Source organism: Pseudomonas sp. 9_2_1, from assembly GCF_059295275.1.
The window spans coordinates 5,733,089-5,757,381 of the sequence record NZ_CM181239.1 but is presented as its reverse complement, the minus strand read 5'-3'; the positions used below and the strand labels follow the sequence as shown (position 1 = coordinate 5,757,381).

The window sequence follows — 24,293 nt, the reverse complement described above, 5'->3', positions numbered from 1 at the left end:
CCCACAGATGGGCCTGCGGTTCCACGCGATTGGAGTAGCGAAGTGACCGAATTGAACCTCAAGCCCGGCACCATGACCTTGGCCCAGCTGCGCGCAATCCATGCCGCGCCCGTGCGCCTGCAACTGGATGCCAGCGCCGACCAGCCGATCAACGACAGCGTCGCCTGCGTTGAACAGATTCTCGCCGAAGACCGCACGGCCTACGGCATCAACACCGGTTTCGGCCTGCTGGCCTCGACCCGCATCGCCAGTCACGACCTGGAAAACCTGCAGCGCTCGCTGGTGCTGTCGCACGCTGCCGGCATCGGAGCACCGCTGGACGACAGCCTGGTGCGGCTGATCATGGTGCTCAAGGTCAACAGCCTAAGCCGTGGCTTCTCCGGCATTCGTCGCAAGGTAATCGATGCGCTGATCGCCCTGATCAATGCCGAGGTCTACCCACACATCCCGCTCAAGGGCTCGGTGGGGGCATCCGGTGACCTGGCACCGCTGGCGCATATGTCGCTGGTGCTGCTGGGTGAAGGCAAGGCGCGTTACAAGGGCCAGTGGCTGCCGGCCACTGAAGCGCTGGCAGTCGCCGGCCTGGAGCCGCTGACCCTGGCCGCCAAAGAAGGCCTCGCCCTGCTCAACGGTACCCAGGCTTCTACCGCGTATGCCTTGCGTGGCCTGTTCCATGCCGAAGACCTTTACGCCGCTGCCATCGCCTGTGGCGGCCTGACCGTGGAAGCGGCGCTGGGTTCGCGTTCGCCGTTCGATGCACGGGTGCATGCGGTGCGTGGCCAGCGCGGCCAGATCGACACGGCTGCCTGCTTCCGCGACCTGCTGGGCGATTCCAGCGAAGTGTCGCTGTCGCACAAGAACTGCGACAAGGTCCAGGACCCGTACTCGCTGCGCTGCCAGCCACAGGTCATGGGCGCCTGCCTGACCCAGTTGCGCCAGGCTGCCGAGGTGCTGGGTATCGAAGCCAACGCCGTGTCGGACAACCCGCTGGTATTCGCGGCCGAAGGTGACGTGATTTCCGGCGGTAACTTCCACGCCGAGCCTGTGGCCATGGCCGCCGACAACCTCGCCCTGGCCATTGCCGAAATCGGCTCGCTCAGCGAGCGCCGCATCTCGTTGATGATGGACAAGCACATGTCCCAGCTGCCGCCGTTCCTGGTGGAAAACGGTGGGGTCAACTCCGGCTTCATGATCGCCCAGGTCACCGCAGCCGCCCTGGCCAGCGAAAACAAGGCCCTGTCGCACCCGCACAGCGTCGACAGCCTGCCGACCTCGGCCAACCAGGAAGACCACGTCTCGATGGCCCCGGCTGCCGGCAAGCGCTTGTGGGAAATGGCCGAGAACACCCGCGGCGTGCTCGCCATCGAATGGCTGGGCGCCTGCCAGGGCCTTGACCTGCGCAAAGGCCTGAAGACCTCGGCCAAGCTGGAGCAGGCGCGCCAGGCGCTGCGCAGCGAAGTGCCGCACTACGACCGTGACCGCTTCTTCGCGCCAGACATCGAAAAGGCTGTGGAACTGTTGGCCAAGGGTAGCCTGACCGGCTTGCTGCCGGCGGGTGTACTGCCAAGCCTGTAATGCCCCCGGGGCCGCTGTGCGGCCCATCGCCGGCAAGCCAGCTCCCACATTGACGGCGCAAACCCTGTCTCTGTGGGAGCTGGCTTGCCGGCGATTGGGCTGCAAGGCAGCCCCTATCGATCTCACGACCACAAAAACAATTTAAGGACGTGACATGCAACAAGCTGAAGGTCTCAAGCGCGGGCTAAGTGCCCGGCACATCCGTTTCATGGCGCTCGGTTCCGCTATCGGTACCGGGCTTTTCTACGGTTCCGCCTCGGCCATCCAGATGGCCGGCCCGGCTGTTCTGCTGGCCTACCTGATCGGCGGCGCCGCCGTGTTCATGGTCATGCGCGCGCTCGGTGAAATGGCCGTGCACAACCCGGTTGCCGGCTCCTTCGGCCACTACGCCAGCACCTACCTGGGGCCCATGGCCGGCTTCATCCTCGGCTGGACCTACGCCTTCGAGATGGTCATCGTCGCCATTGCCGACGTCACCGCCTTCGGTATCTACATGGGCTTCTGGTTCCCGGAAGTGGCCCGCTGGATCTGGGTGCTGGGCATCGTGTTCCTGATCGGCGGCCTCAACCTGTGCAACGTCAAGGTGTTCGGCGAGATGGAGTTCTGGCTGTCGCTGCTCAAGGTCGGCGCCATCGTGGCGATGATCCTGGCCGGCCTCGGCATCATGGCCTTCGGCTTCAGCCAGGTAGGTACCGGGCAGGCGGTGGGCGTCAGCAATCTGTTCGAGCATGGCGGCTTCATGCCCAATGGCGTAGGCGGCCTGATCGCGTCCTTTGCCGTGGTGATGTTCGCCTTCGGCGGTATCGAGATCATCGGCGTCACCGCCGGTGAAGCCAAGGACCCGCAGCGGGTCATCCCCAAGGCGATCAACGCCGTGCCCCTGCGCATCCTGCTGTTCTATGTGCTTACCCTGTTTGTACTGATGTGCCTGTACCCATGGCCGCAGATCGGTAGCGAGGGCAGCCCGTTCGTGCAGATATTCAGCAACCTGGGCATTGGCTCTGCCGCCGCAGTGCTGAACGTGGTGGTGATTTCCGCCGCGATCTCCGCCATCAACAGCGACATCTTCGGCGCCGGCCGCATGATGTACGGCCTGGCCCAGCAAGGTCACGCCCCGCGCAGCTTCAGCAAGCTGTCGAAGCATGGCGTGCCGTGGATGACCGTGGTGGTGATGGGCGCCGCACTGCTGGTCGGTGTGCTGCTGAACTACCTGATCCCGGAAAACGTGTTCCTGCTGATTGCCTCCATCGCCACCTTCGCCACCGTTTGGGTGTGGCTGATGATCCTGGTCACCCAGGTGGCCATGCGCCGCAGCATGAGCCGTGAAGAGGTTGCCCAGCTCAAGTTCCCGGTTCCGTTCTGGCCATACGGCCCGGCCATGGCCATTGCGTTCATGGTGTTCATCTTTGGCGTGCTCGGCTACTTCCCGGACAGCCAGCCGGCCTTGCTGGTCGGGGTGGTCTGGGTGGTGTTCCTGGTGGCCTCCTACCTGCTGTGGTGCAAGCCGCGGGCAGGGCAGGGCCAGCCGGTATCGGAGCCGGTCGAGTTGCACCGCTAGCAAAGGAGATTGTGCATGAGAACCCTCTGGCAGCATTGCCATGTGGCAACCATGGCCGAGGGCCGCTACTCGAGCATCGAGGACGCGGCCATCGTGACCAATGCCGGGCTGATCGAGTGGATCGGCCCACGGGCCGAGCTGGCGCCGGTCGATGCCGAGCGCACCGTTGACCTGGGCGGCGCCTGGGTCACCCCGGGGCTGATCGACTGCCACACCCATGCGGTGTTTGGTGGTAACCGCAGCGGCGAGTTCGAGCAGCGCCTGCAAGGCGTGAGCTACGCCGAAATTGCCGCCCAGGGTGGTGGCATCGCCAGCACCGTGCGGGCCACCCGTGCGGCCAGCGAGGACGAGCTGTTTGCCAGTGCCCGGCAGCGGGTTCAGGCATTGATGCGCGATGGCGTGACCACCATCGAGATCAAGTCCGGCTACGGCCTGGACCTGGCCAACGAGCGCAAGATGCTGCGCGTGGCCCGGCGCCTGGCCGACGAGCTGCCGCTGGCGGTGCGTGCCACCTGCCTGGCCGCGCATGCCTTGCCACCGGAGTACGCTGGCCGCGCCGACGACTACATCGCGCACATCTGCGACGAAATGCTGCCGGCCCTGGCCGCAGAAGGCCTGGTGGATGCGGTGGATGCGTTCTGCGAACACCTGGCGTTCTCCCCGGCCCAGGTCGAGCGACTGTTCATCAAGGCGCGCGAGCTGGGCCTGCCGGTCAAGCTGCACGCCGAACAGCTGTCGTCGTTGCACGGGTCAAGCCTGGCGGCGCGCTACCAGGCGCTGTCGGCTGACCACCTGGAATTCATGACCGAAGAAGACGCCATCGCCATGGCTGCAGCCGGCACTGTCGCCGTGCTGCTGCCGGGGGCCTTCTACTTCTTGCGCGAAACTCAGCTGCCGCCGATGGACGCCCTGCGCCGCCACGGGGTGAAGATTGCCCTGGCCAGCGACCTCAACCCCGGCACCTCGCCAGGGTTGTCGCTGCGGCTGATGTTGAACATGGGCTGCACGTGTTTTCGCATGACGCCAGAAGAAGCACTGGCCGGTGTCACGGTACACGCCGCCACGGCGCTAGGCCTGGGCGAGAGCCACGGCTCGCTGGAAGCGGGCAAGGTGGCCGACTTCGTCGCCTGGCAAATCGAACGCCCTGCCGACCTGGCCTACTGGCTGGGCGGCGACCTGCCCAAGCGCGTGGTGCGCAAGGGCCACGAAATCTCCAACTGAGCGAGGCGAGATGGACAAGGTACTGAGTTTTCACCAAGGCAGCCTGCCGCTGTTGATCAGCATGCCCCATGCCGGGCTGAACCTGACCGACGCCGTTCGCGACGGGCTGGTCGAGCAGGCGCGCAGCTTGCCGGATACCGACTGGCACATCCCGCAGCTGTATGACTTTGCTCAAGAGATGGGGGCCAGCGTGGTGGCGGCGGAGTATTCGCGCTTCGTCATCGACCTCAACCGCCCGGATGACGACACGCCGCTGTACGCCGGCGCTACCACCGGCCTGTACCCGGCCACACTGTTCGAGGGCGAGCCGCTGTTCAAGGCAGGCCTGGAGCCGACGACCGAGCAGCGCAAGCAATACCTTGAGCAGATCTGGCGCCCGTACCACGACACGCTTCGCAATGAGCTGATTCGACTGCGTGAGCAGTTTGGCTATGCGCTGCTGTGGGACGCCCACTCGATCCGTTCGCACATCCCGCATCTGTTCGATGGCACGCTGCCGGACTTCAACCTGGGCACGTTCAACGGCGCCAGCTGCGATCCGGCGCTTGCCGAGCGACTGGAGGACGTGTGTGCCCAGGCGCAGAATTACAGCCATGTGCTCAATGGCCGTTTCAAGGGCGGGCACATCACCCGCCACTACGGCGACCCCGCTCAGCATATTCATGCGGTGCAACTGGAGCTGGCGCAGAGTACCTACATGAATGAGGTCGAGCCCTTCGCCTACCGCGACGACCTGGCCCAACCTACCCGCCAGGTGTTGCGCCACTTGCTTGAGGAAACCTTGGCCTGGGGGAAGCAGCGCTACGGCGTCTGACCCTTGGCATTCGCCTCGGCATAGGCCTTCAGCCCGGCTTCGGCGAAGGCCCGGTCGAGCGCCGGGGTAGCGCTGTTGACTGCTCGGCACATGAACTCACCACGGGGGGCATGCTCTTGCTGCAATTCAGGTTTATGATGGCCCACGGCTGAATAAACCTCACACGGAGTGCGCAATGCAGACCCTGTACCCGCAGATCAAACCCTACGCCCGGCACGATCTGGCCGTGGAAGCGCCGCATGTGCTGTATGTCGACGAAAGCGGCTCGCCAGAAGGTCTGCCGGTGGTGTTCATCCACGGTGGCCCGGGGGCCGGTTGCGACGCCCAGAGCCGGTGCTATTTCGATCCCAACCTGTACCGCATCATCACCTTCGACCAGCGCGGCTGTGGCCGCTCCACGCCGCATGCGAGCCTGGAGAACAACACCACCTGGCACCTGGTCGAAGACCTCGAGCGTATCCGTGAGCACTTGGGCATCGACAAATGGGTACTGTTCGGCGGCTCGTGGGGCTCGACCCTGGCCCTGGCGTATGCCCAGACCCACCCCGAGCGCGTGCACGGCCTGATCCTGCGCGGCATCTTCCTGTGCCGCCCGCAGGAAATCGAGTGGTTCTATCAGGAGGGCGCCAGTCGTCTGTTCCCCGATTACTGGCAAGACTACATTGCGCCGATCCCGCCGGAAGAGCGCGGCGACCTGGTCAAGGCATTCCACAAGCGCCTCACCGGCAACGACCAGATCGCCCAGATGCATGCCGCCAAGGCCTGGTCCACCTGGGAGGGCCGCACTGCCACCCTGCGCCCCAACCCGCTGGTAGTCGACCGCTTCTCCGAGCCGCAGCGCGCGCTGTCGATTGCCCGCATCGAATGCCACTATTTCATGAACAACGCGTTCCTCGAGCCGGACCAGCTGATCCGCGACCTGCCGAAAATCGCCCATTTGCCTGCAGTGATCGTGCATGGCCGTTACGACGTGATCTGCCCGCTGGACAATGCCTGGGCGCTGCACCAGGCGTGGCCCAACAGTGAGTTGAAGGTCATTCGTGACGCCGGCCACGCCGCCTCCGAGCCTGGCATCACCGATGCCCTGGTGCGTGCGGCCGACCAGATGGCCCGGCGCCTGCTCGACCTGCCCCTGGAAGAAGCATGAGGGCGCTGCTGCAGCGTGTGCGCGGTGCGCGTGTCGAAGTTGCGGGGGAGGTGGTCGGCGCCATCGACCAGGGTTTGCTGGTGCTGGTCGCGGTCGAGCCTGAAGATTCCCCTGAGCTGGCCGACAAGCTACTGCACAAGCTGTTGAACTACCGTGTGTTCAGCGACGAGCAGGGCAAGATGAACCTGTCGCTCAAGGATGTCGGGGGTGGGTTGCTGCTGGTGTCGCAATTCACCTTGGCAGCGGACACCCGCAACGGCATGCGCCCGAGCTTCTCGACGGCAGCGCCGCCGGCCCTGGGCGCCGAATTGTTCGACTATCTTTTGCAGCAGGCCAAAGGCAAGCACGCCGATGTGGCGAGCGGGCGATTCGGCGCGGACATGCAGGTGCACCTGGTCAATGATGGCCCAGTGACATTCTTGTTACAAATATGAGGTCAAAAACCCTTTGTTTATGGGCAAACAAGGGGTTTTGTACAATAAATAGTTGTTCCAGCCTGATGCGTTGTCACGCGACCTGCTGGATAATCGCGCGCTGCATGGACCTGCGTTCGCAGGTTCGTTTCACTCTGACTCGAGCATTGTCTGGATCCGTTTGGGGAATCATTACGCCCTCACGGGGTCCGAACAGTGCTCGCCAACCCGGCATTTGTCGCTGGCCGTTGGTTTCATGATCTGTTTTCGGCGAGGGTTGCTCGTGATTGTTAGTCCCCAAAAAGCATCAAGAATCCCCGGCATCCGCCTGCGCAAGGCCCTGATGGCCAGCGTGGCTCTGGTCGGCCTGATGAGCGCGGGCCAGCTGTGGGCATTCAATCTTGACGATGTTGCAGCCAAGGCAAAGGATCTGGCCGGCCAGAAGTACGACGCACCAAAAAGCAACCTGCCGGCAGTATTCCGCGACATGAAGTTCGCGGATTACCAGAAAATTCATTTCCTGCAGGAAAAGGCCGAGTGGGCCAAGGACAAGACCCCATTCAAGCTGTCGTTCTATCACCAGGGCATGCACTTCGACACCCCGGTGAAAATCAACGAGGTCACGGCCACCACGGTCGAGGAAATCAAGTACGACCCGAGCCGTTTCGAGTTCGGTGACGTGCCGCACGACCCGGAAACCACCAAGAACCTGGGTTACGCCGGTTTCCGCGTGCTTTACCCGATCAACAAGGCCGACAAGCAGGACGAGATCATGACCCTGCTTGGCGCCAGCTATTTCCGCGTGGTCGGCAAGGGCCATGTCTACGGTTTGTCGGCGCGTGGCCTGGCCATCGACACCGCACTGCCGTCGGGCGAAGAATTCCCGCGCTTTACCGAGTTCTGGGTCGAGAAGCCCAAACCGGCCGACAAGCACCTGGTGATCTACGCCCTGCTGGACTCGCCGCGTTCTACCGGCGCCTACAAGCTGACCCTGCGCCCGGGCAACGACACTGTGGTCGACGTGCAGTCCCGCGTGTTCCTGCGTGACCAGGTCAGCCGCCTGGGCATTGCGCCGTTGACCAGCATGTACCTGTTCGGCCCCAACCAGCCATCCAAGGTCCTCAACTATCGCCCGGCCCTGCACGATTCCGAAGGCCTGTCGATTCATGCCGACAACGGCGAGTGGCTGTGGCGTCCGCTGAACAACCCGAAACACCTGGCGGTGAGCAACTTCAGCGTTGAAAACCCGCGCGGTTTCGGCCTGATGCAGCGTCAGCGCGCCTTCAGCGACTATGAAGACCTCGACGACAACTACCAGAAGCGTCCAAGCGCCTGGATCGAGCCAAAGGGTGACTGGGGCAAAGGCACCGTCGATCTGGTAGAGATCCCGACTGCGGACGAAACCAACGACAATATCGTTGCCTTCTGGAGCCCGGAAAAACTGCCTGAGCCAGGCAAGCCGTTCGAGTACGCCTACCGCCTGCACTTCACCATTGATGAAGCGAAGTTCCAGGCGGCTGAACTGGGCTCGGTCAAGCAGACCCTGCGCTCCACCGGCGACGTCAAGCAGTCCAACCTGATCCGTCAGCCAGACGGCAGCGTGGCCTTCCTGGTCGATTTCGCAGGCCCGGCCCTGGCCGCCCTGCCGGAAGACACCGCAGTGCGCAGCCTGATCAGCGTGGGCGACAACGCCGAGGTGGTCGAGAACAATCTGCGCTATAACCCTGAGACCAAGGGCTGGCGCCTGACCCTGCGCTTGAAGGTCAAGGAAGCCAACAAGTCGACCGAAATGCGTGCCTCGCTGGTGCGCGACGTACCGGTCGAGCCCGCCAAGCCTTCCCAGGACACCAAGCAGGACAAGGCCGCAGCCAAGCATGCCAAGGCCGAAAAAGCGGTCAAGGCCGAGCAACCTGCCAAGGCTGACCAACCTGCCGCCGATGCGGCGCCCACCAACGGGGCCCCGGCCACCACCGAGAAGGTGCTGACCGAGACCTGGAGCTATCAGTTGCCTGCCGATGAGTAACTCAAGCGCAAGGCCGGTACCGCTTGGCGAGTACCTGGCCCACCTACCATTGAGCGACGAGCAACGGGCGGAACTTGCCAGCTGCACCTCGTTCAGTGAGCTGCACCAACGCCTGGCGGCCAACCCGGCCGCCGATTCCGCCGAGGCGGTGCAGGCCTCGGTCGGCTCACGCCTGACCGTTGGCAGTGCCGCCGAACTGGAAGACGCCGAAATGCTCGGCGTCGATGGCAGCGGCCGCCTGTGCCTGAAGATCGCCCCGCCGATCAACCGCACCAAGGTCGTGCCAGAGCCTTGGCGGACCAACGTGCTGATCCGCATGTGGCGGCGCATGACCGGTCGCCCGAATGCGCCGCAGCCGCCCAAGCGCGAGCTGCCGCCGGCACGCTGGCGTACGGTCGGTTCGATCCGCCGTTACATCCTGCTGACCCTGATGATCGGCCAGACCATCATCGCTGGCTGGTACATGAAGGGCATCCTGCCGTACCAGGGCTGGTCGTTTGTCGACCTCGACGAAATCCTCAGCCAGTCGCTGTGGGACACGGTGGTGCAGGTGTGGCCGTATGCCCTGCAGACATCCATCCTGATTCTCTTCGGCATCCTCTTCTGCTGGGTGTCGGCGGGCTTCTGGACCGCGCTGATGGGCTTCCTCGAGCTGCTCACCGGGCGCGACAAGTACAAGATTTCGGGCAGCAGTGCCGGCAATGAGCCGATTGCACCCGAGGCGCGTACCGCGCTGGTGATGCCGATCTGCAACGAAGACGTGCCGCGCGTGTTCGCCGGCCTGCGTGCAACGTTCGAATCGGTAGCCGCCAGCGGCAACCTCGACCGTTTTGACTTCTTCGTGCTCAGCGACACCAATGACACCGACATCGCCGTGGCCGAGCAACAAGCCTGGCTGGACGTGTGCCGCGAGACCAAGGGCTTCGGCCGCATCTTCTACCGTCGCCGCCGGCGCCGGGTGAAGCGCAAGAGTGGCAACCTCGACGACTTCTGCCGTCGCTGGGGTGGCGATTACAAGTACATGGTCGTGCTCGACGCCGACAGCGTCATGAGCGGCGAGTGCCTGAGCAGCCTGGTGCGCCTGATGGAGGCCAACCCGGACGCCGGCATCATCCAGACCGGCCCGAGAGCCTCGGGCATGGACACCCTGTATGCGCGCATGCAGCAGTTTGCCACCCGCGTGTACGGCCCGCTGTTCACCGCCGGCCTGCACTTCTGGCAGCTGGGCGAATCGCACTACTGGGGCCACAACGCGATCATCCGCATGAAACCCTTCATCGAGCACTGCGCGCTGGCGCCGTTGCCGGGCAAGGGCGCGTTTGCCGGGGCAATTCTTTCCCACGACTTCGTCGAAGCTGCGCTGATGCGCCGTGCCGGCTGGGGAGTGTGGATCGCCTACGACCTGCCAGGCAGTTACGAAGAGCTGCCGCCCAACCTGCTGGACGAGCTCAAGCGTGACCGCCGCTGGTGCCACGGCAACCTGATGAACTTCCGCCTGTTCCTGGTCAAGGGCATGCACCCGGTGCATCGCGCGGTGTTCCTGACCGGGGTGATGTCGTACCTGTCGGCGCCGCTGTGGTTCCTGTTCCTGGTGCTGTCGACGGCGCTGCTGGCGACCAACACCCTGATGGAACCGCAGTATTTCATCGAACCGTACCAGCTGTACCCGCTGTGGCCGCAGTGGCACCCGGAAAAGGCCGTGGCGCTGTTCTCCACCACCATCGTGCTGCTGTTCCTGCCCAAGCTGCTCAGCGTCATCCTGATCTGGGCCAAGGGCGCCACCGAGTTTGGTGGGCGGATCAAGGTCACCCTGTCGATGCTGATGGAGATGCTGTTCTCCATGCTGCTGGCACCGGTGCGCATGATCTTCCACACCCGCTTCGTGCTGGCCGCGTTCCTCGGCTGGGCTGCGACCTGGAACTCGCCCCAGCGTGACGACGACTCCACGCCGTGGAGCGAAGCCGTGCGCCGCCATGGCCCGCAGACCCTGCTGGGCATTGCCTGGGCATCGCTGGTGGCCTGGCTGAACCCGAGCTTCCTGTGGTGGCTGGCGCCGATCGTCGGTTCGCTGGTGCTGTCGATCCCGGTTTCGGTGATTTCCAGCCGCACCCGCCTGGGCCTGGCGGCCAAGGACGAGAAGCTGTTCCTCATCCCCGAGGAATACGCCACCCCGCAAGAGCTGCTGGCCACTGACCAGTACACCCACGAGAACCGCTGGCATGCCCTGCATGACGGCTTCGTGCGGGCGGTGGTCGACCCACGGCAGAACGCCCTGGCCTGCGCCATGGCCACTGCCCGGCACGGCCAGGCGGCGCCGATCGAGGCACTGCGTGCCGAGCGCGTGGCCAAGGCAATGGAGGTCGGGCCGAAAGGGCTGGACCTCAATACCCGCCTGGCCCTGCTCAGCGACCCGGTGGCACTGACCCGCCTGCATGAGCAAGTATGGGCCGAGCATAATGCGGCGTGGATCGATGTGTGGCGTGCTTCTATCAAGAACGACCCGCATTCGCCGCTGTTGCCGTTGCACCCGGAGAATGAAGGCCAGCCGGCACTCGTCGGCGCCTGACAGGGCCTATTCGCGGGTGAACCCGCTCCCACAGGGGCTGTTCAGTACCTTGTGGGAGCGGGTTCACCCGCGAAGCTTTTAGGGCCCCCCTATTTTGGCCAACAAAGTCCCCCTCAACTCTAGGTCCCCGGGCCGCCATGCGTTAGCATCCCTCCCCGATATGCCACATCGGCCAGTACGGCCGTGCCAACAATAAGATTCGCTACTTTTCTTGCTAGGGGACTTGGTGATGATCAAGAAATACCTTTCGCGGCTGCTGGTCGGTGTTACCGCCCTGGTCGCAGTCACGGCAGCCCAGGCGGGCGCCATCGATGACGCGGTCAAGCGCGGCACCTTGCGGGTGGGCATGGACCCGACCTACATGCCGTTCCAGATGACCAACAAGCGTGGCGAGATCATCGGCTTCGAGGTCGATATCCTCAAGGCCATGGCCAAGTCCATGGGCGTGAAGTTCGAGGCCGTTTCCACCGCCTATGACGGCATCATCCCGGCCCTGCTGACTGACAAGTTCGACATGATCGGCAGCGGCATGACCCTGACCCAGGAACGCAACCTGCGCCTGAACTTCAGCGAGCCCTTCATCGTGGTTGGCCAGACCCTGCTGATCCGCAAGGAACTGGCCGGCGAGATCAAGTCGTACAAGGACCTGAACAACGAGAAGTACCGCCTCACCTCCAAGCTCGGCACCACCGGCGAGATGGTTTCCAAGAAGCTGATCGGCAAGGCCCAGTACCATGGCTACGACAACGAGCAAGAGGCGGTGATGGATGTGGTCAACGGCAAGGCTGACGCCTTTGTCTATGACGCCCCGTACAACGTTGTGGCAGTGGAGAAGGCCGGGGCCGGCAAGCTGCTGTTCCTCGAAGAACCCTTCACCTACGAGCCGCTGGCCTTCGGCCTGAAGAAAGGCGACTACGACAGCATCAACTTCATCAACAACTTCCTGCACCAGATCAAGCATGACGGGACCTACGATCGTATCCACGACAAGTGGTTCAAGAACAAGGACTGGCTAAAGGAAATGGAATAAAGCCCAGGCCACAAGCCGGCTTTATGACCCCGACGCGCAGGCAAACCCTGCGCGTTCGCATTTACGGAAGTACCCCACGTGATCAAATACAAGAAAGCCCAGTGGCCCTGGCATGGGCTGACCGCCCTGGTCCTGGTGGGCCTGGCGATCAGCCTGTACATGGCTACCTCGATGATTTCCTACGAGTGGCGCTGGAACCGCGTACCCCAGTATTTCGCCTACAAGGCCGAGGATACGCAGCGCGCCGCCGGTTACGGTACCGTGCAGGAAATCGTCATCTCCGGCGATAACGCCCGTGTCACGCTGAAGGACGACAGCGGCGCCGAGCAAGTGCTTGAGGTGGCCAAGGACAGCCTGCAACTGAGCCGCGGCGACGATGTTGCCGAAGGCGACGCGATCGGCGTAACCCGGCATTGGGCCGCGGGCCCGCTGGCCTGGGGCCTGTGGACCACGCTGTGGATTTCGGTAGTGTCCGGCGCGCTGGGCCTGCTGATCGGCCTGTTCGCCGGGTTGTGCCGGTTGTCGAACAACCCGACCCTGCGTGACCTGTCCACCGTCTATGTCGAGCTGGTGCGCGGCACGCCGCTGCTGGTGCAGATCTTCATCTTCTACTTCTTTATCGGCACCGTGCTCAATCTGTCCCGCGAGTTCGCCGGGGTAGCGGCGCTGGCGCTGTTCACCGGCGCCTACGTGGCGGAAATCGTCCGTGCCGGCGTGCAGTCGATCGCCAAGGGCCAGAACGAAGCAGCCCGCTCGCTGGGGCTGAACACCAGCCAGTCGATGCGCCACGTGATCCTGCCGCAGGCGTTCAAGCGCGTGCTGCCACCGCTGGCTGGGCAGTTCATCAGCCTGGTCAAGGACACGTCGCTGGTGTCGGTGATCGCCATCACCGAGCTGACCAAGAGCGGCCGCGAGGCCATCACCACCTCGTTCTCGACCTTCGAGATCTGGTTCTGCGTGGCAGGCCTGTACCTGCTGATCAACCTGCCGCTGTCGCACATTGCCAGCCGGCTTGAGCGGAGGCTTGCGCAAAGTGATTGAAGTTCGTGACCTGGTAAAGATCTTCGATACCCGCGGCCAGGTGGTGCGTGCGGTAGACAACGTCACCACCCGCGTGGCCAAGGCCGAAGTGGTGGTGGTGCTGGGCCCGTCGGGTTCGGGCAAGTCGACCTTCCTGCGCTGCCTCAACGGCCTGGAGCACTTCGACGAAGGCCACGTGGCCATCGACGGCTTGCAGCTGGCCGACCCGAAAACCGACATCAACGCCTACCGCCGCGAAGTCGGCATGGTGTTCCAGCACTTCAACCTGTTCCCGCACATGACCGTGCTGGAAAACCTGTGCCTGGCACAGAAGGTGGTGCGCAAGCGCAACAAGGCCGAGCGCGAAGTCAAGGCCCGAGCGTTGCTGGAGAAGGTAGGTATTGCCCAGAAGGCCAATGAATACCCTTCGCGCCTGTCCGGCGGCCAGCAGCAGCGCGTAGCCATTGCCCGTGCCCTGGCCATGGACCCGAAGGTGATGCTGTTCGACGAGCCGACCTCGGCGCTGGACCCGGAAATGGTCGGCGAAGTGCTGGACGTGATGAAGACCCTGGCCCAGGAAGGCATGACCATGGTCTGCGTCACCCACGAAATGGGCTTTGCCCGCGAAGTGGCCGACCGGGTGCTGTTCTTCGACCACGGCAAGCTGCTGGAAGATTCGCCGCCGGCGGAGTTCTTTGCCGCACCGAAAGACCCGCGTGCGCAGGCGTTCCTGCGCCAGGTGCTGTAATGGCCGGGGGCGCTTTGCGCCCCTTTCGCCGGCAAGCCAGCCCCCAGAGGGATCGCGCCGGCCTCTGGGAACTGAGCTACATGGTTGCTGTTGCAGGCACACCGCAGTATTGAGAATTGTGCATTCCCTGTGGGAGCTGGCTTGCCAGCGATTGGGCTGCGAGCAGCTCCGGCAATCTCAGATGTTGAAACGCCCTACCATCCCCCGCAACTCCCGCCCCAACTGCTCCAGCTCGCCACTCGACGCCGCCGTCTGCTCACTGGCCGCACTGGTCTGATCAGACACATCCCGCACGTTCAGCACACTGCGGTTGATCTGCTCGGCCACCACGCTCTGCTCTTCGCTGGCCGTGGCGATCTGCTGGTTCATGCCCTGGATGTTCGACACCGTGTCGGTGATCTGGCTCAGCGCATCGCCAGCCCTGCGGCTCAGCTCCACGCTCTGCTCGGTCAGGCTCTTGCTGCTGTCCAGTAGCCGGGTCACTTCGTCGGTACCGTTGTGCAGGCTGTCGATCAATTGGCCGATTTCCTCTGTCGCGGTCGAAGTTCGCTGGGCCAACCCGCGCACCTCATCGGCCACCACGGCAAACCCGCGCCCGGCTTCCCCCGCCCGCGCTGCTTCGATCGCCGCGTTCAGGGCCAGCAGGTTGGTCTGCTCGGACACCGACTTGATCACATCGAGGATGCTGCCAATGCGCTGGCTCTCGCCCGCCAGGTGCTGCATGGCGGCCAGGCAATGGTCCATCTGCCCGGCCAGTTGCTCGATGCGGCCGATGGCTTCGGCGACCACCTGGTCACCCATCTGCGCCTGCTGGTCAGCGTTGGTGGCGGCCAGCGAGGCTTGCTCGGCGTTCTGCGCCACTTCCTGCACGGTGGCGCTCATCTGGTTCATGGCGGTGGCCACCTGGTCGGTTTCCTCGCGCTGCTGGTTGATGCGCAGCTTGGTGTCTTCGCTGCTGGCCGCCAGCTGCGTGGCGGCCTGGGACAGCTGGCCGACACCCTGGTCGATACCACCGATAAGCGCGCGCAGGCTCAGGGTCATCTCGCGCATGCTGCTCTGCAACTGGCCCATCTCGTCGCGGCGTTGCACCGTGTCGACCTGGGTCAGGTCGCCCTTGGCAATGCGTGCGGCTACAGCCAGCGTCTGGCGCAAGGGCTGGGTTATCTGCAAGGTGATCAGCCAGGCGGCCAGCACCCCAACCGCCAGCGCCAGCAGCGCCACGGTGGTCAGCAGTGAGCGGGCAGCCAGGGCTTCGCTGTCGCGTTGTGCGACCTTGCGTTTGCCCAGCTCCAGGCTGACCGCGCGCAGTTCGTTGCCCATATTTTCCATGTTGTTTTGCAGCTGCTCGACGCGCACGGCAGCGCGACGATACTGGTCCAGGATGGCGCGATACTTGGCCAGCTCGACCCCCGGCTGTTCACTGAGTGCGCGTGGCAAGCCCAGCGGCGCCAGGCCCCTGAGCAGTTGCCCAAGGCTATTGTCGGCGGCGTTCAAGGCGCTGTCGCCGACCTTGGCAAAGTCTTCGACGGGGGTGAAGGTATAGGCCGGTACCAGGCTCTGCTGATTGGCGCCGTCGACATGCCGGGTGAGCGTGTCCATCAGGCCTAGCACGCCACTTTGCTGGCTGTCGGCAGGCATCTTGAGCAAGGCCTGGGTCTGCAGTTCGTCGATGACTGCATTGAGCTTTTGCTCCTGCACCTGCATGGCCTCGCGCAAGGCAATGCGATTGGCGACACTGCGTTGCAGTTCGCTGAAGTCGTCGCGCAGGCGCTGCAGCAGGGCCAGCTTTTCAGTCAGCATTTGCCGCGATTCATCGACGCTGCTGCGTTGTTGCAGCGTGGTCAGCATGTTGTCGAGCTGGTCGAGGATACTGCCCATCCGCGATTTGCTGGCGTCGTCGTCGAGCACGCGGTAGGTGATGCGTTCCGCGCGCAGGTCCTTGGTCAGGTCGTTGATCAGGCCGATTTCGCTGAGTTGCTGCGAGCGAACAATGGCGTCATCCAGCGCGCGCCAGCCGCTGATCGTGGTGGCCAGGGTAAGCAGCAGGACCACGGCAAAGCCTAGGGCCAGCTTGGCAGCGACGCTGATGTTGCCGAGCTTGCGGTTGAGGTAGCCGAGCATGGGAAGTCTCCGAGCGATTGAGAGAGGGGATGCAGGCGCATTGCTGGCATCACACCTTTGCCAATCGGCAGCGGAGCTGTAGGACTTGACCTGATAATCAGGTAGGAAAATTCGCTGCAGTGGGTAGGAAATGTTTCGCCCTGTGCCGGCCTCTTCGCGGGTTCACCCGCGAAGAGGCCGGCACAGGCTATAAATTCTCCAGATCAGAGCCTGAACCGCCCCACCAACCCCTGTAAATGGGTGCCTAGCCGCGCCAGCTCCACACTCGAACTGGCCGTCTCTTCACTGGCCGCCGAGGTCTGGTCGGAGATATCCCGCACATTCATGACGCTGCGGTTGATCTCCTCGGCTACCGCCGTCTGTTCCTCCGCCGCCGTGGCAATCTGCTGGTTCATCGCCTGGATCGACGATACGGTACGGGTGATCGTCTCCAGCGAGCTGCCGGCACGGCGGGTCAGCTCGACGCTGCTGTCGGTCAGCTGGCGGCTGTTGTCCATCACGCTGGCCACCCGTTGGGTGCCGCTTTGCAGGCCGGCGATCAGCTCTTCAATCTCTTCGGTCGACTGCTGGGTACGCTGGGCCAGGCTGCGCACTTCGTCGGCTACCACGGCAAAGCCACGGCCAGCCTCGCCGGCGCGGGCGGCTTCGATGGCCGCGTTGAGGGCAAGCAGGTTGGTCTGCTGCGCTACCGACTTGATCACGTCGAGCACACTGCCGATCTTGTCGCTTTCGGCCTTGAGCTGGTTCATCGCCTCGCTTGAGTTGACCACTTCTCCGGCCAGGCGCTCGATCTGCGCGACCGCCTCGCCGACTACCCGGTCGCCTTCACGGGCCTGCTGGTCGGCCATCAGGGCGGCCTCCGAGGCCTGTTCCGCATTGCGTGCCACTTCATGCACGGTGGCAGTCATCTGGTTCATGGCGGTCGCTACCTGATCGGTCTCGACCTTCTGGTTGTTGACCCCCGCGCTGGTCTGCTCGGTGACAGCCGACAGCTGTTCGGCCGCACTGGCAATCTGGGTGACGCCATCGCCGATGCCGCCGATCAGTTCGCGCAGGCCCTGGGTCATGCGCTGCATGCTGGCTTGCAACTGGCCCAGTTCATCGCGTCGCTGCACCTGCAGCTGGTTCTCGGTCAGGTCGCCATTGGCCACGCGTTCGGCGGCGCGCAAGGTCTGGCGCAGCGGGATGATGATCTGCCGGGTGATGGCCCAGGCTGCCAGCAGGCCCAACGCCAGCGCCAGCACCGTAGCCATGGCGAGCAGGCTCTTGGCCCGCGCGGCACCTTCATCGCGCACGACGGTTTGCGAGGCAGTCATCGCCTGGCTGGCTTTCAGCAAGACCGTGCCCTGGTCGGCCATGCGCCGCAATGCCTGCTCCGTGGCGTCCGGGTCGGCAGCGGACCGGCTGAGGTCGGCGTACGCTTGCCGATATTCGCGTACGGCTGCCAGCTGCTGCTGAAGGCGTTGCTGATCCTCAGGTTGGTCGATCTGCCCTAGCATCAGCTGGATCTGCCGCTCCAGGTCGTTCAGGGCCTTCTCCAGCTCTGCCACGGCCACGTTGTCGCGGTTGCGTTCGTAGTGTTGCCGGGCAATGCGCAAGTCCTGGGTGTACTGGTGAATCACCGAGATATTGCCCAGCTTGTCGCCACGATCGATGATGCTGTCCATGCCCAGCCAGCCGGTCACGGTGATGGCCAGGGTCAGCAGCAGCACCAGGCCGAAGCCCAGCCCCAGTTTGCGATTGACGCTCACATTGCCCAACGATTGGGCTAACCCTTGATACATGTACGACTCCCCGGCGCCTTGGCAGCACAAATAGTTGTTGTGTTGCCAAGGCCATCGGCCTGGGGGAGGGAAACTTGATGGGCGAAAAAGTGGCGTTTACGTCAGAAAATACGCGAAAGCAGCGCAGTTACTGCAGTCTCGACGCGCAAGATGCGATCACCCAACTGCACTGGCGCCAAGCCGGCCTTGCCCAGCAGGTCGACTTCGTAGGGGATCCAGCCACCCTCGGGGCCGATGGCCAGGGTCACGGCTTGTTCCACGGCGCGCGGGCAGGCGGGGTAGGGGCCGGGGTGGCCTACCAGGCCGAGAGTACCGGCGGCGATGGCCGGCAGACGGTCTTCGACGAAGGGCTTGAAGCGCTTTTCGATGATCACCTCGGGCAGCACGGTATCGCGCGCCTGCTCGAGGCCGAGGATAAGGTTGTCGCGGATGCTTTCCGGCTGCAGGAAGGGCGTTTGCCAGAAGCTTTTCTCGACCTTGTAGCTGTTCAGCAGGATCAGCCGCGGCACGCCCAGCGTCGCCACGGTCTGGAACAGCCGCCGCAGCATTTTCGGCCGTGGCACAGCCAGCACCAGGGTCAGCGGCAGTTTGGTTGGCGGCTGCTGGTCGAAGGCGACTTCAAGTTCGGCTTCGTGCTTGTCCAGGCGCAGCACGGTAGCCTTGCCCATCAGGCCGTTGATACGGCCCACGCGCAGGTTGTCGCCCACCGCCACGCGATGGATTTCCTGCATGTGGGTGAAGCGCCGATCAGCGAGAACGACACGGTCGGCCGAAACGAAGTCGGCCTCTTCAAGGAGCAACAGGTTCACGATTGGGTCGCAGGCGGCTGATCGTTATGGTCATCGGCGGTTTCGTCGTGGGTACTGCGCTTGCGAATCAGGCTGCCGCACAGCAGGCCTACCTCGAACAGCAGCCACATGGGCACGGCCAGCAGGGTCTGGGAGAAGATGTCCGGCGGGGTAAGAACCATGCCGACTACGAAGCATCCGATGATCACGTACGGGCGGATTTTCTTCAGGTACTTCACGTCGACCACGCCGATCCACACCAGCAGTACCACCGCCACCGGGATTTCGAAGGCTACGCCAAAGGCGAAGAACAGCGTCATCACGAAGTCGAGGTAGTTGGCGATGTCGGTCATCATCGACACACCGGCCGGGGTGGCGGCGGCGAAGAACTTGAACATCAGCGGGAATACGAAGAAATAAGCGAACGCCATGCCGGCGTAGAACAGCAGGATGCTCGACACCAGCAACGGTATGGCGATGCGTTTTTCGTGGCGGTACAGCCCAGGTGCGATAAACCCCCAGATTTGCTGGAGGATGAACGGGATGGCCAGGAACAGCGACACGATCATGGTCAGCTTGAACGGCGTCAGGAACGGCGAGGCCACGTCGGTGGCGATCATCGTTGCATTGGCCGGCAGGTGATCACGCAGTGGCGCGGAGACCAGGGTGTAGATCTGCTGGGCGAAGGAGAACAGCCCGGCAAAGATCAGGAAAATGACCGCGACGCAGCGCAGCAGGCGGGTGCGCAGTTCGGTCAGGTGCGAAACCAGCGGCATTGGCTGGTCGTGTTCCGGATTCTCGCTCATGGGGCTCGCGGCGTTTCAGGCGGTTCAGAAGGGGCTACCGGTGCCGCAGGTGCTTCGACCGACCTGGCTTCGAGCCCGGCAGGGGGTTGCACGGTGGCGGTGGTCACGGGCGGCTGCGCAGGTGTGGCCATCGGGTTGAGAATGCGCTTGGCTTCCTCTTCCATCTGCAGGATATGCTCGTTGTGCAGCTGGCGGCGTATGTCGTCGGCGCCGATTTCGCGCTCGACTTCCATCTTGATGCTGTTGAAGCTGCGCTTGAGTCGGCCGATCCACAGCCCTGCCGTGCGCGCGGCACCCGGCAGGCGCTCGGGGCCGAGCACCAGCAGGGCGACCAGGCCGACGAGCAGCAGCTCGGTGAAACTGATGCCGAACATGGTCAGTCTTTCCGCTGCGGCTCTTGGACCGGTTGGGCCTGGCCATCGATGGTGTGCCCTTGGGCCTGTTGCGCAGTGTTCTGCACCGGAGGCACAGGCTGGGCGGGCGGCGGGGTTTGCTCGGCCGGCTTGTTCTCTTCTTCGTTCATGGCCTTGCGGAAGCCCTTGATCGATTCGCCCAGGTCACTGCCGAAGTTCTTCAGCTTCTTGGTGCCGAACACCAGGACCACGACGACCAGCAGGACGATCCAGTGTTTCCAGTCAAAAATACCCATTTCGTACTCCTGAATATTGTGTGTTGGCCCTATCCGGGCTGCATTGCAAACCTTGTGGGAGCGGGTTCACCCGCGAACACCGGCGCAGCCGGTGCCATATATCGCGTTGCAAGCTTCGCGGGTGAACCCGCTCCCACAGGGGCGCGCAGCACGCCCCGAAAATACATCAGGCAGAAGGCGTTCGTGCGGCCTTCTCATCATGACCGGACAAGCCAAAGCGGCGGTCCAGTTCATCGAGCACGGCTTGCGGATGCTGGCCCAGTGCGCTGAGCATCACCAGGCTATGAAACCACAGGTCGGCGGTTTCATAGATGACATCGCTGTAATCCTTGCTGACGGCGGCATCCTTGGCGGCAATGATCGTCTCGATCGACTCTTCGCCGAGTTTTTCCAGAATCTTGTTCAGGCCCTTGTGGTACAGGCTGGCCACGTAGGAGCTGTCAGGGGCCGCTTGCTTGCGTTCTTCAAGCACTTCGGCCAGGCGGTCGAGGGTGTCGCTCATGTCAGTGTCCTGCGCTGTAGATGGCATCCGGGTCCTTCAGGACCGGGTCGACGGTGTTCCACTGGCCGTTTTCGAAAACCCGGTAGAAGCAGCTTTCACGGCCGGTATGGCAGGCGATATGGCCCAGTTGCTCGACCATCAGGATGATCACGTCGGCGTCGCAGTCCAGGCGCATTTCGTGCAGTTTCTGCACATGGCCCGATTCTTCGCCTTTGCGCCACAGCTTGCCACGCGACCGTGACCAGTAGATGGCGCGTTGCTCGGCGGCGGTCAGGGCCAGCGATTCGCGGTTCATCCAGGCCATCATCAGCACGCGTCCGGTCTTGTGGTCCTGGGCGATAGCCGGTACCAGGCCGTCGCTGTTCCACTTGATCTCGTCCAGCCAGTCTTTCATCGTCGACTCCAAAACGGGCCCGCTCCTGTGCCGGGCCCTTTGCGCTAGTGTGCCAGCCGCAGGCGCGGCTGGCTATTGGCGCACAATCAGGTAAAGGCCCGCAGCCAGCATCAGCCAGGCCGGCCAGGCAGCCGGGGCGGCCAGGCTGGCGGCTTCGGCGGCGCCGGCAGCCAGTACCGCACCCCCGCCCAGCAGGCCGGCCCCGAGCAGGCGCAGCGCCCGGCGGTCGCCCTGGCGGCGCCGTTCCGGCATCTGCGGGTCTTGCAGGTGCGGTTGCGACAGGCGCTCAAGCAGGTCGCGGGCCATGCCCGCCAGATGCGGCAGCTGTTCGGCCTGGCTATAGACATTGCCCAGCACGGCCTTGGGGCTCATGCGCTCGCGCATCCAGCGCTCGAGAAATGGCTTGGCGGTACTCCACAGGTCCAGGTCGGGGTACAGCTGGCGGCCCAGGCCTTCGATGTTGAGCAGGGTCTTCTGCAGCAGCACCAGCTGCGGCTGCACTTCCATATTGAAGCGCCGCGCGGTCTGGAACAGGCGCATCAGCACCTGGCCGAAGGAAATATCCTTTAACGGTTTTTCGAAGATCGGCTCGCAGACAGTGCGGATCGCTGCCTCGAACTCGTTGACCTTGGTGTGCGCCGGTACCCAGCCCGAGTCGATGTGCAGCTGGGCAACGCGGCGATAGTCACGCTTGAAGAAGGCAATCAGGTTGCGCGCCAGGTAGTCCTGGTCTTCCGAGGTGAGGCTGCCGACGATGCCGCAGTCGATGGCGATGTACTGCGGGCTCCAGGGTTTGACCGTGCTGACGAAGATGTTGCCGGGGTGCATGTCGGCATGGAAGAAACTGTCGCGGAACACCTGGGTGAAGAACACCTCCACGCCGCGTTCGGCCAGCAGCTTCATGTCGGTGCGCTGGTCGGCCAGGGTCGCCATGTCGGTCACCGGTACGCCGTAGATGCGCTCCATGACCAGCACCTTGGGCCGGCACAGGTCCCAGTACACCTGGGGCACGTACATCAGCTCGGAGCCTTCGAAGTTGCGCCGCAGCTGGCTGGCGTTGGCCGCCTCGCGCAGCAGGTCGAGCTCGTCGTAGATGGTCTTTTCGTAGTCGCCGACGATTTCCACCGGGTGCAGACGGCGGGCGTCGGCCGAGGCGCGTTCGGCGGCCTTGGCGATCAGGAACAGCCAGGCGAGGTCCTGGGCGATTACCGGCTTCAGGCCTGGGCGCACCACCTTTACCACCACCTCTTCGCCGGTTTTCAGGCGTGCGGCATGCACCTGGGCCACCGAGGCCGAGGCCAGCGGCTCCACGTCGAAGCGGCTGAACAGCTGCGCCACCGGGGCGCCCAGTTGTGCCTCGATCAGCGCCACGGCCTGCTTGGGGTCGAACGGCGGTACGCGGTCCTGCAGCAGCATCAACTCGTCGGCGATGTCGTTGGGCAGCAGGTCGCGCCGGGTAGACAGCAACTGGCCGAACTTGATGAAGATCGGCCCCAGGTCCTGCAGCGCCAGGCGCAGGCGTGCGCCGCGATTGAGCTCGGACGGTTTGCGAGGCAGCCAGCGCCATGGCATCAGCAGGCGCAGACTCATCAGCCACCAAGGCAGCGGCAGATCGAACAGCAGGTCATCGAGACGGTAGCGGATCACCACACGCTGGATGCGAAAAAGACGGCGGACGGCGAGCAGCTTCATGCGTTATCGCTGGTATCAAGGGATCGGGAAAGGCGCTGCAGGCGCGCCTCGAGGCGTTCGGTATCAAGCTTCAGGGTGTCGAGTTCGCTGAAGGCGGCTTCGGCTTCGCGCTTGCCGACCAGGGTGCGGGACTCTTCGGCCAGGTAGTCGGACAGGTTGCGGCTGAAGCGCGCCAGGCCCTGACGGGTCCAGCGTGCGCGCAGGCGGACATGGCCGGCCAGCAGCGCCGTGGCCACCGGGCCGAGCCAGCGCTGCAGTTCGTGCTCCCAGTCCAGTTCCAGGTCTTGCAGCACGCCGAACAGGTCGAGCAATACGGCGCTGTCGCCGTGCAGTTCGACCTGCGGGCTGTGCAGCACAGCGGTCTTGTCGCTGGCCAGGGCCAGTTGCGCCAGGCTGCCGGCCGGGGCGCGCAGGCTGCAATCAACCTCGCCTTGCCAGTGGGCGGCGAGCATCAGGCCCTCTTCATCGGGCAGGATGAACACCTGCAGGGCCGGTTGGCGGCAGTCGATCTCTATGACCTTGCCTTCCAGCGCAGCCAGCCGCGGCAGGGCCGTGCTGTCCATGCGCAAGACCCGGTTCAGGCCATGTTCGACGCTGGCGAGCAGCCCGGCCAGCAGCATCAGGGTTTGATCCCCCGGTGCACGGCTACGATGCCGCTGGTCATGTTGTGGTAGGTGACGCGGTCGAAGCCGGCCTCGACCATCATGCTCTTCAGCGTTTCCTGGTCAGGGTGCATGCGGATCGATTCGGCCAGGTAACGGTAGCTTTCGGAGTCGTTGGTGATCAGCTTGCCGGCCAGCGGCATGAAGGCGAACGAGTAGGCATCGTAGGCCTTGGACATCAGCTTGCTGGTCGGCTTGGAGAATTCCAGGATCAACAGCCGGCCACCGGGCTTGAGCACGCGCAGCATCGAGCGGATGGCCTGGTCCTTGTGGGTGACGTTGCGCAGGCCGAAGGCGATGGTCACGCAGTCGAAGTGGTTGTCCGGGAACGGCAGCTTCTCGGCGTCGGCCTGGACGAACTCGATGTTGCCGGCCACGCCACGGTCGAGCAGGCGGTCACGGCCAACCTTTAGCATCGACTCGTTGATGTCGGCCAGCACCACTTGCCCGGTAGGGCCGACAAGGCGCGAGAACTTGGCGGCCAGGTCGCCGGTCCCACCGGCGATGTCGAGCACGCGGTTGCCGCTGCGCACACCCGACAGCTCGATGGTAAAGCGCTTCCACAGGCGGTGCATGCCGCCGGACAGCACATCGTTCATAAGGTCGTACTTGGCGGCCACCGAGTGGAATACTTCGGCGACTTTTTTCGCCTTCTGGCTTTCAGGGACGTCCTGGTAGCCGAAATGGGTGGTGGGTTCGGCGTGTTCGCCTTTGCGCTGGTCGTTCATATCGCTTCACCGGAAAAAATTACCGCCATTCTAGGGCGAACAGGCAGATTTG

The 24,293-nt window shown here is 63.9% G+C and carries 22 protein-coding genes and 1 pseudogene; 11 read left to right on the top strand and 12 right to left on the bottom strand.

Annotation, left to right across the window (positions count from 1 at the left end; translation table 11 throughout):
* Nucleotides 1-42 precede the first annotated feature (42 nt).
* The 11 genes from hutH to AC5O5I_RS26065 all read left to right on the top strand — a co-directional run bounded on the left by hutH (nt 43) and on the right by AC5O5I_RS26065 (nt 14,115).
* Nucleotides 43-1,575, top strand: coding sequence for a histidine ammonia-lyase (gene hutH, locus AC5O5I_RS26115; protein ID WP_172232388.1), 1,533 nt, complete (start codon nt 43-45; stop codon nt 1,573-1,575).
* 154 nt (nt 1,576-1,729) lie between these two features.
* Nucleotides 1,730-3,133, top strand: a complete 1,404-nt coding sequence (locus tag AC5O5I_RS26110; protein ID WP_172285446.1) for an amino acid permease — start codon at nt 1,730-1,732, stop codon at nt 3,131-3,133.
* 15 nt (nt 3,134-3,148) lie between these two features.
* Nucleotides 3,149-4,354 carry an imidazolonepropionase gene (gene hutI / locus AC5O5I_RS26105; RefSeq protein WP_172220214.1) on the top strand — a complete coding sequence of 402 codons (1,206 nt, stop codon included), beginning with the start codon at nt 3,149-3,151 and terminating at the stop codon, nt 4,352-4,354.
* Between the two features lie 10 nt (nt 4,355-4,364).
* Complete coding sequence (hutG, locus tag AC5O5I_RS26100; RefSeq protein ID WP_172220211.1) at nt 4,365-5,168, top strand: N-formylglutamate deformylase; 804 nt, start codon at nt 4,365-4,367, stop codon at nt 5,166-5,168.
* 175 nt (nt 5,169-5,343) lie between these two features.
* On the top strand, nt 5,344-6,315 hold the full coding sequence (gene pip / locus AC5O5I_RS26095) for a prolyl aminopeptidase (RefSeq protein ID WP_016489576.1): 972 nt from the start codon (nt 5,344-5,346) through the stop codon (nt 6,313-6,315).
* Nucleotides 6,312-6,749 carry a D-aminoacyl-tRNA deacylase gene (gene dtd / locus AC5O5I_RS26090; RefSeq protein ID WP_172220205.1) on the top strand — a complete coding sequence of 146 codons (438 nt, stop codon included), beginning with the start codon at nt 6,312-6,314 and terminating at the stop codon, nt 6,747-6,749. The genes pip and dtd overlap by 4 nt, the downstream gene beginning before the upstream one ends.
* 262 nt (nt 6,750-7,011) lie before the next feature.
* Nucleotides 7,012-8,751: a glucan biosynthesis protein G gene (locus AC5O5I_RS26085; protein WP_372242409.1), complete on the top strand. Its 1,740-nt coding sequence runs from the start codon at nt 7,012-7,014 to the stop codon at nt 8,749-8,751.
* Nucleotides 8,744-11,317 (top strand): glucans biosynthesis glucosyltransferase MdoH, encoded by a 2,574-nt coding sequence (gene mdoH, locus AC5O5I_RS26080; RefSeq protein WP_172220202.1) that lies wholly within the window; start codon nt 8,744-8,746, stop codon nt 11,315-11,317. The genes AC5O5I_RS26085 and mdoH overlap by 8 nt, the downstream gene beginning before the upstream one ends.
* Nucleotides 11,318-11,549: 232 nt before the next feature.
* Nucleotides 11,550-12,347, top strand: coding sequence for a transporter substrate-binding domain-containing protein (locus tag AC5O5I_RS26075; protein ID WP_172220220.1), 798 nt, complete (start codon nt 11,550-11,552; stop codon nt 12,345-12,347).
* A 78-nt stretch (nt 12,348-12,425) separates the two neighbouring features.
* Complete coding sequence (locus AC5O5I_RS26070; protein ID WP_494511779.1) at nt 12,426-13,388, top strand: amino acid ABC transporter permease; 963 nt, start codon at nt 12,426-12,428, stop codon at nt 13,386-13,388.
* The gene (locus tag AC5O5I_RS26065; RefSeq protein ID WP_494512789.1) at nt 13,381-14,115 is read left to right on the top strand and encodes an amino acid ABC transporter ATP-binding protein; all 735 of its coding nucleotides are present in this window, start codon (nt 13,381-13,383) and stop codon (nt 14,113-14,115) included. The genes AC5O5I_RS26070 and AC5O5I_RS26065 overlap by 8 nt, the downstream gene beginning before the upstream one ends.
* Nucleotides 14,116-14,292: 177 nt before the next feature.
* On the opposite strand, the gene AC5O5I_RS26060 is transcribed toward AC5O5I_RS26065, so the two are convergent.
* The 12 genes and pseudogenes from AC5O5I_RS26060 to ubiE form a co-directional block, all read right to left on the bottom strand.
* Nucleotides 14,293-15,006, bottom strand: a complete 714-nt coding sequence (locus AC5O5I_RS26060; RefSeq protein WP_494512788.1) for a methyl-accepting chemotaxis protein — start codon at nt 15,004-15,006, stop codon at nt 14,293-14,295.
* A 141-nt stretch (nt 15,007-15,147) separates the two neighbouring features.
* Nucleotides 15,148-16,236, bottom strand: a pseudogene (locus AC5O5I_RS26055) (methyl-accepting chemotaxis protein); the annotation flags it as partial.
* A 203-nt stretch (nt 16,237-16,439) separates the two neighbouring features.
* The gene (locus AC5O5I_RS26050) at nt 16,440-18,020 is read right to left on the bottom strand and encodes a methyl-accepting chemotaxis protein (protein WP_172220177.1); all 1,581 of its coding nucleotides are present in this window, start codon (nt 18,018-18,020) and stop codon (nt 16,440-16,442) included.
* Between the two features lie 101 nt (nt 18,021-18,121).
* Nucleotides 18,122-18,829, bottom strand: a complete 708-nt coding sequence (locus tag AC5O5I_RS26045; RefSeq protein WP_172220156.1) for a 16S rRNA (uracil(1498)-N(3))-methyltransferase — start codon at nt 18,827-18,829, stop codon at nt 18,122-18,124.
* Nucleotides 18,826-19,614 carry a twin-arginine translocase subunit TatC gene (gene tatC / locus AC5O5I_RS26040; protein ID WP_172220153.1) on the bottom strand — a complete coding sequence of 263 codons (789 nt, stop codon included), beginning with the start codon at nt 19,612-19,614 and terminating at the stop codon, nt 18,826-18,828. Before tatC ends, AC5O5I_RS26045 begins: the two co-directional genes overlap by 4 nt.
* Nucleotides 19,611-19,988 (bottom strand): Sec-independent protein translocase protein TatB, encoded by a 378-nt coding sequence (tatB, locus tag AC5O5I_RS26035; RefSeq protein ID WP_172220150.1) that lies wholly within the window; start codon nt 19,986-19,988, stop codon nt 19,611-19,613. The genes tatC and tatB overlap by 4 nt, the downstream gene beginning before the upstream one ends.
* 2 nt (nt 19,989-19,990) lie before the next feature.
* Nucleotides 19,991-20,263: a twin-arginine translocase TatA/TatE family subunit gene (locus AC5O5I_RS26030; protein ID WP_172220147.1), complete on the bottom strand. Its 273-nt coding sequence runs from the start codon at nt 20,261-20,263 to the stop codon at nt 19,991-19,993.
* A gap of 166 nt (nt 20,264-20,429) precedes the next feature.
* Nucleotides 20,430-20,765 carry a phosphoribosyl-ATP diphosphatase gene (locus AC5O5I_RS26025; protein ID WP_172220144.1) on the bottom strand — a complete coding sequence of 112 codons (336 nt, stop codon included), beginning with the start codon at nt 20,763-20,765 and terminating at the stop codon, nt 20,430-20,432.
* Between the two features lies 1 nt (nt 20,766).
* Nucleotides 20,767-21,159, bottom strand: a complete 393-nt coding sequence (hisI, locus tag AC5O5I_RS26020; RefSeq protein WP_172220141.1) for a phosphoribosyl-AMP cyclohydrolase — start codon at nt 21,157-21,159, stop codon at nt 20,767-20,769.
* A 72-nt stretch (nt 21,160-21,231) separates the two neighbouring features.
* Nucleotides 21,232-22,851, bottom strand: a complete 1,620-nt coding sequence (ubiB, locus tag AC5O5I_RS26015) for a ubiquinone biosynthesis regulatory protein kinase UbiB (RefSeq protein WP_172220138.1) — start codon at nt 22,849-22,851, stop codon at nt 21,232-21,234.
* Entirely contained in the window at nt 22,848-23,471 is a 624-nt protein-coding gene (locus AC5O5I_RS26010; protein ID WP_172220135.1) for a ubiquinone biosynthesis accessory factor UbiJ, read from the bottom strand. The genes ubiB and AC5O5I_RS26010 overlap by 4 nt, the downstream gene beginning before the upstream one ends.
* Nucleotides 23,471-24,241 (bottom strand): bifunctional demethylmenaquinone methyltransferase/2-methoxy-6-polyprenyl-1,4-benzoquinol methylase UbiE, encoded by a 771-nt coding sequence (ubiE, locus tag AC5O5I_RS26005; protein WP_172220132.1) that lies wholly within the window; start codon nt 24,239-24,241, stop codon nt 23,471-23,473. The genes AC5O5I_RS26010 and ubiE overlap by 1 nt, the downstream gene beginning before the upstream one ends.
* Nucleotides 24,242-24,293: the final 52 nt, after the last annotated feature.